General features: G+C 72.2%; 8 protein-coding genes. 4 read left to right on the top strand and 4 right to left on the bottom strand.

Annotation, left to right across the window (positions count from 1 at the left end; genetic code table 11):
* Positions 1-122 precede the first annotated feature (122 nt).
* Both ACGFSC_RS41770 and ACGFSC_RS41775 read right to left on the bottom strand, forming a co-directional pair.
* Entirely contained in the window at positions 123-584 is a 462-nt protein-coding gene (locus ACGFSC_RS41770) for a GNAT family N-acetyltransferase (RefSeq protein WP_359910530.1), read from the bottom strand.
* Positions 585-699: 115 nt separating this feature from the next.
* Positions 700-1491, bottom strand: a complete 792-nt coding sequence (locus ACGFSC_RS41775; RefSeq protein ID WP_359910533.1) for a VOC family protein — start codon at positions 1489-1491, stop codon at positions 700-702.
* 182 nt (positions 1492-1673) lie between these two features.
* Between ACGFSC_RS41775 and ACGFSC_RS41780 the strand changes: the two genes are divergently transcribed.
* The 3 genes from ACGFSC_RS41780 to ACGFSC_RS41790 all read left to right on the top strand — a co-directional run bounded on the left by ACGFSC_RS41780 (position 1674) and on the right by ACGFSC_RS41790 (position 6703).
* Positions 1674-3911: an ATP-dependent RecD-like DNA helicase gene (locus ACGFSC_RS41780; protein WP_359910536.1), complete on the top strand. Its 2238-nt coding sequence runs from the start codon at positions 1674-1676 to the stop codon at positions 3909-3911.
* Positions 3912-4136: 225 nt separating this feature from the next.
* Positions 4137-5426: a citrate synthase gene (locus tag ACGFSC_RS41785; RefSeq protein ID WP_359910538.1), complete on the top strand. Its 1290-nt coding sequence runs from the start codon at positions 4137-4139 to the stop codon at positions 5424-5426.
* A 557-nt stretch (positions 5427-5983) separates the two neighbouring features.
* A complete protein-coding gene (locus ACGFSC_RS41790; protein WP_359910541.1) occupies positions 5984-6703 on the top strand; it encodes an SDR family oxidoreductase in 720 nt (239 codons plus the stop codon).
* A gap of 69 nt (positions 6704-6772) precedes the next feature.
* On the opposite strand, the gene ACGFSC_RS41795 is transcribed toward ACGFSC_RS41790, so the two are convergent.
* Both ACGFSC_RS41795 and ACGFSC_RS41800 read right to left on the bottom strand, forming a co-directional pair.
* Positions 6773-9031: a heavy metal translocating P-type ATPase gene (locus ACGFSC_RS41795; protein ID WP_359910544.1), complete on the bottom strand. Its 2259-nt coding sequence runs from the start codon at positions 9029-9031 to the stop codon at positions 6773-6775.
* Between the two features lie 65 nt (positions 9032-9096).
* On the bottom strand, positions 9097-9315 hold the full coding sequence (locus tag ACGFSC_RS41800; RefSeq protein WP_359910546.1) for a cation transporter: 219 nt from the start codon (positions 9313-9315) through the stop codon (positions 9097-9099).
* Positions 9316-9497: 182 nt separating this feature from the next.
* Between ACGFSC_RS41800 and ACGFSC_RS41805 the strand changes: the two genes are divergently transcribed.
* Positions 9498-10670, top strand: a complete 1173-nt coding sequence (locus ACGFSC_RS41805; protein ID WP_359910549.1) for a PP2C family protein-serine/threonine phosphatase — start codon at positions 9498-9500, stop codon at positions 10668-10670.
* Positions 10671-10785 lie beyond the last annotated feature (115 nt).

A 10785-nucleotide genomic window follows, 5' to 3' on the forward strand; every position in this document is an offset into this window, starting at 1 on the left:
CTGCAGGGGGGACCCTGTGGGAGAGTAGGACGCCGCCGAACAATTATTCAGAAGAACCCCCATCCGGGATCCGGATGGGGGTTCTTCGCATTTCCCGGCGATTCTCAGAGCTTGAGCGATTGTCAGAGCTTGAGTTTGAACCCGACGTGCGAGGCGGTGAAGCCGAGCCGCTCGTAGAAGCGGTGCGCGTCCGTGCGCGTCGCGTCGGAGGTGAGCTGAACGAGGTCGGCGCCGAGTTCCCGGGAGCGGTCGACGGCCCAGCGGATGAGGTCGGTGCCCAGTCCGCTGCCGCGTTCCTCGGCGTGGATGCGGACGCCCTCGATGATCGTTCGGGTGGCGCCGGCCCGGGAGAGGCCCGGGACGACGGTGAGCTGCAGGGTGCCGACGGTGCGGCCGGCCCGGTCGGCGACGACCAGGTGCTGGTGGGGGTCGCCGTCGAGGCGGGCGAAGGCGGCGCGGTAGGGGGTGAGGTCGTCGGGGCTCTCGCGGGTGGCGCCCAGCGGGTCGTCGGCCAGCATGGCCACGATCGCCGGCAGGTCGTCGGCGGTGGCCCGTCGGATCGTCAGAACAGCCGTTTCAGTCATGATCAGAGACTAGAAGCATGCGAGGCGGCCACCACACCCTGTCTACGCCCGTAGCACCCCTTCACGGCCCTTCTGAAGGGCCGTGGGTCCCGAGGGTCGTGGGCCCCATCGGCCGTCACTCCCCGGGCTTGGTGCTGGTGATGACGGCGAAGACGGCGCCGTGCGGGTCGACCAGTTGGGCCAGACGGCCGACGCCGTGCACGTCCATGGCCGGGATCCGTACGGTCGCGCCGAGGGTGGCGGCGATGGCGAGGCTGGCGTCGGTGTTGGGGACCTCGAAGTAGGGGAGCCAGTGCGAGCCGGTGCCGCGCGCGGTGTGTTCGGGGCCGAGTTGCATGATGCCGCCGTGGGCGTCGTCGGTGCCGCCGCCGGCCGGGGTGAGGACGGTGTACATCACCTCGCCGAGCGGGACGTCCTGCTCCTGCCAGTCGAAGACGGCGCGGTAGAAGGACTTGGCGCGTTCGGCGTCGACGCTGTAGCACTCGGCCCAGCAGAGGCTGCCCTCCTCGGTGACGAGGTCCAGGCCGCGGGTGTCGTGCGGCTGCCAGACGGCGAAGTCGGCGCCGGTCGGGTCGGTGCAGCCGGCCATCCGGCCCGCGGTGAAGACGTCGAAGGGGGCGTACCGGACGCGGCCGCCGGCCTGTTCGACCAGGGCGGTGGTGCGGTCGGCGTCCTCGGTGGCGAAGTAGAGCGTCCAGCCGGGCGGGGTCGCCTCGTCGGGGAGCGGGCCGAGGGCGGCGACGGTCCGGCCGTCGAGCTGGAAGAAGCCGTAGCCGCCGGCCTCGGGGCCGGCGGAGTCGAAGGTCCAGCCGAACAGCGTGGTGTAGAAGTCGACGGACGCGCGGGTGTCGGGGCTGCTCAGGTCGAGCCAGTCCGGGGAACCGGGGCGGAAGTCGGTGTTGAGCATGGCGGCACTGCTCCTCGGACGGGGCCCGGGCGGGCGCGGTCGACGGCGGTCCCCCTCGGTTCCTCCCAGCCTGGCACCTCGGCCGGGGCGGTGCACGGCAGGCAACGGTTCCGGGGCTGTCGGTACGGGGCGGTACGGTGCGTAGCGGCATTGATCCACCCGTACCGGTCGAAGGGGGTCCGGTGAGCAAGCAGGCGGCGCAGTCCGGGCAGCAGGTGCCGCTCCAGCTCGCGCAGGTCGAGGGCGTGCTGGAGCGGATCACCTATGCCAATGAGGAGACCGGCTACACGGTGGCCCGGGTGGACACCGGGCGGGGCGGGAACGACCTGCTGACGGTGGTGGGCGCGCTGCTGGGGGCGCAGGTCGGCGAGTCGCTGCGGCTGCACGGGCGGTGGGGTTCGCACCCGCAGTACGGGCGGCAGTTCACGGTGGAGAACTACACCACGGTGCTGCCCGCCACCGTCCAGGGGATCCAGCGGTACCTGGGCTCGGGGCTGATCAAGGGGATCGGGCCGCGGTTCGCCGAGCGGATCGTGGAGCGGTTCGGGGTGGAGACCCTGGAGGTGATCGAGAACGAGCCGGGCCGGCTGATCGAGGTGCCGGGGCTGGGGCCGAAGCGGACGAAGAAGATCGCGGAGGCCTGGGAGGAGCAGAAGGCCATCAAGGAGGTGATGGTCTTCCTGCAGGGGGTCGGGGTGTCCACCTCGCTGGCCGTGCGGATCTACAAGCAGTACGGCGACGGCTCGATCGGGGTAGTGCGCAACGAGCCCTACCGGCTGGCCTCGGACGTGTGGGGCATCGGCTTCCTGACGGCGGACCGGATCGCCCAGGCGGTGGGCATTCCGCACGACAGCCCGGAGCGGGTGAAGGCGGGCCTGCAGTACGCGCTGTCGCAGAGCACCGACCAGGGGCACTGCTTCCTGCCGGAGGAGCGGCTGATCGCGGACGGGGTGAAGCTGCTCCAGGTGGACGTCGGGCTGGTGATCGACTGCCTGGCGGAGCTGGTGGCGGCGGAGGGGGTGGTGCGCGAGGCGGTCCCGGGGGAGGGCGGCGAGCCGGTGACGGCGGTGTACCTGGTGCCGTTCCACCGGGCGGAGATCTCGCTGGCCAACCAGTTGGTCCGGCTGCTGCGGTCGGACGCGGACCGGATGCCGTGGTTCGGGAACGTGGACTGGCCGGTGGCGCTGGAGTGGCTGGCGAAGCGGACCGGGGCCGAACTGGCGCCGGAGCAGGAGCAGTCGGTGCGGCTCGCGTTGACCGAGAAGGTCGCGGTGCTGACGGGCGGTCCGGGGTGCGGCAAGTCGTTCACGGTGAAGTCGATCGTGACGCTGGCGCTGGCGAAGCGGGCCAAGGTGGTGCTGGCGGCGCCGACCGGCCGGGCGGCGAAGCGGCTGGCGGAGCTGACCGGGGTGGAGGCCTCGACGGTGCACCGGCTGCTGGAGCTGAAGCCGGGCGGGGACGCCGCGTACGACCGGGACCGGCCGCTGGACGCGGACCTGGTGGTGGTCGACGAGGCTTCGATGCTGGATCTGATCCTGGCGAACAAGCTGGTCAAGGCGGTGCCGCCGGGGGCCCACCTGCTGTTCGTGGGGGACGTGGACCAGTTGCCCTCGGTGGGTGCCGGGGAGGTGCTGCGGGATCTGCTGGCCGAGGGCGGGCCGATCCCGTCGGTGCGGCTGACCAGGATCTTCCGGCAGGCCCAGCAGTCCGGGGTGGTGACCAACGCGCACCGGATCAACGAGGGCAGGCCGCCGCTGACGGACGGTCTGGCGGACTTCTTCCTGTTCGCCGAGGACGACGCGGAGCGGGCGGCCGGGCTGACGGTGGACGTGGTGGCGCGCCGGATCCCGCAGAAGTTCGGCTTCGACCCGCGCCGGGACGTGCAGGTGCTGGCGCCGATGCACCGCGGCCCGGCCGGCGCGGGGAACCTGAACACCCTGCTCCAGGCGGCGGTGACGCCGGCCCGGGAGGGGCTGGCCGAACGCCGTTTCGGCGGGCGCACGTTCAGGGTGGGGGACAAGGTCACCCAGATCCGCAACAACTACGACAAGGGGCGCAACGGCGTCTTCAACGGCACAGTGGGAGTGGTGACCGCCCTCGCCGTCGACGACCAGCGGCTGACGGTGCTCACCGACGAGGACGAGGAGGTGTCGTACGACTTCGACGAACTGGACGAGCTGGCCCACGCGTACGCGGTGACGATCCACCGCTCGCAGGGCAGCGAGTACCCGGTCGTGGTGATTCCGGTCACCATGTCCGCTTGGACGATGCTCCAGCGAAATCTGCTCTACACCGCTGTGACCAGGGCGAGGAAACTGGTGGTGCTGGTGGGGTCACGCAAGGCGATCGGGCAGGCGGTCCGGGCCGTCAGCGCAGGTCGGAGGCACACCGCGCTCGACCATCGACTGACAGCTGGATGATTATCCAACGGGATGGTTGCCTCTAATGTTCTCTTGACGTGAAGAGATTTACGGCAGAGCCTAGGGTGGTGCCGATCTTGTCCGGTTCGTACCGGCTGCGGCGGCAGGTTTTGTAGGGGCGGGCCCTTTCGGGCCACCCCGGGTGCGCGACTGTCCTCCGGATGGGGGATGGTAGAGACAGTCAGGGCACCTTGGAAGAGGATTCATTTCGTCGGTGAGGAAGACGTGAGCGACAACTCGGTAGTACTGAGGTACCAGGACGGCGAGTACGAGTACCCCGTCGTCGAGAGCACTGCGGGCAACTCCGGCTTCGACATCTCGAAGCTGCTCCCGCAGACCGGCCTGGTCACCCTGGACAACGGCTTCGGTAACACCGCCGCGTACAAGTCCGCGATCACCTTCGTGGACGGTGACAACGGCATCCTGCGGTACCGCGGCTACCCGATCGAGCAGCTCGCCTCCGATGGCGGCTTCATCGAGACCGCGTACCTCCTGATCAACGGCGAGCTGCCCAACGCGGACCAGCTGGCGGAGTTCAACCGCGAGATCACCCAGCACACCCTGCTGCACGAGGACGTCAAGCGCTTCTTCCAGGGCTTCCCGCGGGACGCCCACCCGATGGCCATGCTGTCCTCGGTCGTCGGCGCGCTGTCCACGTTCTACCCGGAGAGCCACAACCCGTTCGACGCGGCCCAGCGCCACCTGTCGACGGTCCGCCTCCTCGCCAAGCTGCCGACGATCGCCGCGTACGCGTACAAGAAGGCGATGGGCCAGCCCTTCGTCTACCCGCGCAACGACCTGAGCTACGTCGAGAACTTCCTGCGGATGACCTTCGCCGTCCCCGCCGAGGACTACGAGCTCAACCCGGTCGTCGTCAACGCGCTGGACAAGCTGCTCATCCTGCACGCGGACCACGAGCAGAACTGCTCGACCTCCACCGTGCGCCTGGTCGGCTCCAGCCACGCCAACCTGTTCGCCTCGATCTCGGCCGGCATCTCGGCCCTGTGGGGCCCGCTGCACGGCGGCGCCAACCAGGCCGTGCTGGAGATGCTGGAGAGCATCCAGAAGGACGGCGGCGACGTCGACGCCTTCATCACGAAGGTGAAGAACAAGGAAGCCGGCGTCAAGCTGATGGGCTTCGGTCACCGGGTCTACAAGGCCTTCGACCCGCGCGCCGCCCAGGTCAAGCTGCTCGCGCATGAGGTCCTCGGCCAGCTCGGCAAGAGCGACGAGCTGCTGGACATCGCGCTCAAGCTGGAGGAGCACGCCCTCAAGGACGACTTCTTCATCTCGCGCAAGCTGTACCCGAACGTGGACTTCTACACCGGCCTGATCTACCGCGCCATGGGCTTCCCGACCAGCATGTTCACCGTGCTGTTCGCGCTCGGCCGGCTGCCGGGCTGGATCGCCCACTGGCACGAGATGATCAACGACCCGACCAGCCGGATCGGCCGTCCGCGCCAGATCTACACCGGCACCGCGATCCGCGACTACGTCCCGCTGGACGCCCGCTGACCGTGGCGGAGCCGACCACCGGCCCGCGCGGAAGCTGAGAGGGGCCCGGCCGCTGTCGAGCGGCCGGGCCCCTTCGCGTCCCGGTGGCGCGCCCGAGGGCCCGCGCGGGGACGGAACCGTACGGCGCACGACTCCGGGGTCGGCCGCAGCCGGGGACGGCCGCTCAAAGCGTCCCAGGCCCGCCAGAACCCCGGCGTCGTGCGCGAAGGCCGTCGGGTTCGACGACCGTTCCCGGGGCCCGCCGGAGCCCCGTCGGCGGCAGTCCTGGAAGCGCGGGGACACATTGCCGTTCAGCGTGTCCCCGCCCATCGGAAAAACTGCCGCACTACCAACCTAAGACGTATCAGGGTGCGAGAAGTTACGCCCGGGGGGTGTGAGCTGCCTCTCGCCACGCTCCGTGTGCGCGTCGTACCACGCCCATATCACACCTTCGCTCGCGCGGGACGTCACCCTCCCCGCAGTCACGGCAACCGAGCGTGATAGGAATCGTGGCATTCCGGTACGGACCGTCGCGCACATTCGCCGCGCGACGGCGGAACTGGGGAGGGAGTGCGCAGATGGCCAGGAACGTCGTCGTCACCGGCGGTGGCACGGGAATCGGGTACGAAGTCACGCGGCGGTTCGTCGAGGCCGGCGACCACGTGATGATCGTGGGGCGCCGCCGGGAGGTCCTGGAGAAGGCCGCGGCCGACCTCGGACCGAACGTCACCCCGCTGGTGTGCGACCTCGCCGACCCGGACGCCGTCGAGGCCGCGCTCGCCGAACTGCCCGAGCGCATCGACGTCCTGATCAACAACGCCGGCAGCCGCGAGACCGTGGTCGGCGGCGGGCCGCACGCCCTGCTGGCGCGCTGGCGCGGCGACTTCGAGCGAAACGTGCTGACCGTGGTGCTGCTCACCGAGTCGGTCCGCGACCGGCTCACCCCGGGCTCCGGCCGGGTGGTCACCGTCAGCTCCATCGCCGCCCTGCGCGGGGCCGGCTCGTACGGCGCTGCGAAGGCCTCGCTGCACGCCTGGAACCACTTCCTGGCCGCCCAGTTGGGCACCTCGGGCATCACCGCCAACATCGTCGCGCCGGGCACCGTCGCGGGCACCGAGTTCTTCGGGCCGCGGCTGGACGAGGCCGAGGTCGCCCGCCGGGCCGCCCGCACCCTGCTCGGGCGGATCGGCGAGAGCGGCGAGGTCGCGGCGGCGGTGCACTTCCTGGCCTCGCCCGAGGCCGGGTTCATCACCGGCGAGATCCTGCACTGCAACGGCGGCGAGCTGCTGGGGCGTTGAGCCGCCGGGCGTCGAGACGGACAGCGGGCCCCGACCGGTAACCGGTCGGGGCCCGCCGCACGTACGGGCTCAGGCGGGCCGGAAGCGGCGCAGCCGGAGGCTGTTGGTGACCACGAAGACCGAGGAGAAGGCCATCGCGGCACCCGCGATCATCGGGTTGAGCAGGCCGGCCGCGGCCAGCGGGATCGCCGCCACGTTGTAGCCGAAGGCCCAGAACAGGTTGCCCTTGATGGTGCCCAGGGTCCTGCGGGAGAGCCGGATGGCGTCGGCCGCCGAGCGCAGGTCGCCGCGGACCAGGGTGAGGTCGCCGGCCTCGATGGCGGCGTCGGTGCCGGTGCCCATCGCCAGGCCCAGGTCGGCCTGGGCGAGCGCGGCGGCGTCGTTGACGCCGTCGCCGACCATCGCCACGACCTTGCCCTCGGCCTGCAGCCGCTTGACGGTGGAGACCTTGTCCTCGGGGAGCACCTCGGCGATCACGTGCTCCGGCGCGATGCCGACCTCGGCCGCCACGGCCGCGGCCACCGCCCGGTTGTCGCCGGTGAGCAGCACCGGGGTCAGGCCCAGTGCGCGCAGCTTGCCGATCGCCTCGGCGCTGGTCGGCCTGACCGCGTCGGCGACCTCCAGCACGGCCCGTGCCTCGCCGTCCCAGCCGACCGCGATCGCGGTGCGGCCGGCCGCCTCGGCGGCGGACTTGGCGCGGGCCAGGGAGGGCGGCAGGTGCTGTGCGCGGTCGGCCAGCAGGGCCTCGCGCCCGGCGACCACCGTGCGGCCCGCCACGACCCCCTCCACGCCCCGTCCGGGCACGTTGCGGAAGTCCGTGACGGCGGGCAGTTCGCCGACCTCGGCGGCGGCCTCGGCGACCGCCCGGGCGATCGGGTGCTCGGAGGCGTGCTCGACGGCGCCGGCCAGTCGCAGCGCCTCGGCCCGGTCCACGCCCTCGGCGGTGTGCACGGCGACCAGGGCCATCCGGCCGGCGGTGACGGTGCCGGTTTTGTCGAGGACGACGGTGTCGACCTTGCGGGTGGTCTCCAGCACCTCGGGGCCCTTGATCAGGATGCCGAGCTGGGCGCCGCGGCCGGTGCCGACCATGAGCGCGGTCGGGGTGGCCAGGCCCAGGGCGCACGGGCAGGCGATGATCAGCACGGCGACGGCGGCGGTGAAGGCCTCGGTGGGGCTGTCGGTGGCCAGCAGCCAGACCACCAGGGTGGTCAGGGCGATCAGGATGACGACCGGGACGAAGACGGCGGAGATCCGGTCGGCCAGCCGCTGGGCGGCGGCTTTGCCGTTCTGGGCCTCCTCGACCAGCCGGGCCATCCGGGACAGCCGGGTGTCGGCGCCGACCCGGGTGGCCTCGACCACCAGGCGCCCGCCCGCGTTGACGGTGGCGCCGGTGACGGCGTCGCCGACGGTGACCTCGACCGGGACGGACTCGCCGGTGAGCATCGAGGCGTCCACGGCCGAGGCGCCCTCGACCACCACGCCGTCGGTGGCGATCTTCTCGCCGGGGCGGACCACGAAGCGGGTGCCGACCGTCAGCCGGTCCACCGGCAGCCGTACCTCCCGGCCGGCCCGCAGGACGGCGACGTCCTTGGCGCCGAGGTCGAGCAGGGCGTGCAGGGCGGCGCCGGCCCGGCGCTTGGAGCGGGCCTCCAGGTGGCGGCCGAGCAGGATCAGCACGGTGACGGCGGCGGCGGTCTCCAGGTAGAGCGTGGCGGAGGCGTCGGTGTCGCCGACGGACAGCGAGAAGTCGTGGTGCATCCCGGGCATGCCGGCGTGGCCCAGGAACAGGGCCCAGCAGGACCAGCCGAAGGCGGCCAGGGTGCCGAGCGAGACCAGGGTGTCCATGGTGGCGGCGCCGTGCCGCAGGTTGGTCCAGGCGGCGCGGTGGAAGGGCAGGCCGCCGTAGACCACGACCGGGCCGGTGAGCGCGAAGGCCAGCCACTGCCAGTTGTCGAACTGGAGGGCCGGCACCATCGACAGCAGGACCACCGGGACGCTGAGGACGGTGCTGATCAGCAGCCGGTCCCGCAGGGTGTCGGGGTGCCCGGTCGGAGCGGTCCGCTCGGGTTCGGGGGCGGCGGGCGCCGGCGGCGGGGGGACCTCGGCGGTGTAGCCGGTGCGCTCGACGGTGGCGATCAGCTCCTCGACCGTGGTGCCGGGGCCGAAGTCGACCCGGGCCTTCTCGGTGGCGAAGTTGACGGTGGCCTCGACGCCGTCCATCCGGTTGAGCTTCTTCTCGATCCGGGCGGCGCAGGAGGCGCAGGTCATCCCGCCGATCGACAGCTCGACCCGGTCCCGGGCCCCGAGGTCCGGGGTGGACGTGCTCATGCGGATCAGCTCCTCGGTCGGGCGGCCGGCGGGGGCGCCGCGGCGCCCCCGCCGTGCCGGGTGGGTCAGGCGCTGCGGCCGACCAGCTCGTAGCCGGCCTCGTCGATCGCGGCGCGCACCTGCTCGTCGTCCAACGGGGCGGCGGAGGAGATCGTCACGGTACCGGCGGTGGAGTCGGCGGCGACCCCGGTGACCCCGGCCAGCGCGGAGACCTCCTCGCTGATCGCCTTCTCGCAGTGGCCGCAGCTCATGCCGGACACGGTGTAGGTGACGGTGGTGGACATCGGAGGCCTCCGGGAGGTCCGGGCGGCCCGGGTGTTCGTCCGGGACGCGGCGCTGGCAACGGCTCTTGCGACAACACCATACCCCTCTAGGGTATTCCCGGAGACGGCGGGGCGGAATGCTCCGCAGCGCGGGGAGCCGGGCCGGTCGGGCCTCCTCCGTGATCGTCCCTTATGTTCGATATGTGTTTCCGCTCCGCCGCGCCCAGTCTCCCTCGGCCCCCACGGCAGCCGGACTGCCGCCGGACCGGCAGCGCGGCGCCCTGCTCGCCGCCGACCTCCAGGACGTCCCGTTCTGGCGGCGCGCCACGCCGGCGCTGATCGCCGTCCTGCTGGTCGGGCTCGCGGACTTCCTCTCCGGCAAGGACCGCTACCTTGCCCCGCTGATGACCGTGGTGCCGACCATCGCGGCGCTGACCCTGAAACCCGGCGAGCTGCTCGTGGTCTGCGCGTTCGGGCTGGTCACGGTGTTCGGGCTCAGCCACTACGACGAGGTCGACAACATCAACGACGCCCGCTTCCTGTACGGGGCGATGGTCAGCTACGTCGTCCTGACGCTGTTCTCGGCCTGGGTCGCCAAGATCCGGATGCGGCGCGCGGCGGCCTTCGCGGCCGTCAGCTCCGTCGCCGAGGCCGCCCAGCGGGCGCTGCTGCAGCTGCCCGGGCCGACCGTCGGACCGCTGCGGCTCGCGGTGCGGTACGTGTCGGCGGCGGACGCCTCACGGATCGGCGGCGACCTGTACTCGGTGCTGGAGACGCCGCACGGCACCCGGGTCGCGGTCGGGGACGTCCGGGGCAAGGGACTGGCGGCGGTGCAGACCGCGGCCGTGGTGCTGGGCGCGTTCCGCGAGGCGGCCTACGACGAGCCCGGGCTGCGGGGCGTCGCGGCGCGGATCGAGGCCAGCGTCGAACGGCACGTGCCGGACGGGGAGTTCACCACGGCACTGTTCGCGGAGTTCCGTACGCCGGGGGCGATGGAACTGCTGCAGTACGGCCACGTGCCGCCGATCCGGGTGGACCCCGAGGGGCGGGCGCAGGTGCTGCACGCGCCCGACCCCTGGGTGCCGCTGGGCCTCGGCCGGCTGGCGGCGGGGGAGCCGACCACCTGGGGGCAGCCGTTCGGCGAGGAGGACGTGCTGGTGCTCTGCACGGACGGGGTGATCGAGGCGCGGCACCGCACGAGCGGGGAGTTCTACCCGCTGGCGGAGCGGGTCGGGCAGCTGGTGCGGGGAGCCGCGCGCTCGGAGGGGGAGCTGGAGGCCGCGGTGGGCCGGGTGTACGCGGACCTGCTGGCGCACACCGGCGGGGAGCTGCGGGACGACGCGTTGCTCCTGCTGATCGCGCGGACGGACGGGTGAGGGGCCCCTGCGGGGCGGGCTTGTGGGTGGGGGCTTTCGGGAGGGTGGGGGCGGGGGGGGGGCCGGGGGGGGGGGCCCGCGGGGGCGGCGTGTTGGTTAGAAGACGTGAGCCGGG

Source organism: Kitasatospora sp. NPDC048715, assembly GCF_043198905.1.
Taxonomy (GTDB): Bacteria; Actinomycetota; Actinomycetes; order Streptomycetales; family Streptomycetaceae; genus Kitasatospora; species Kitasatospora lactacystinica.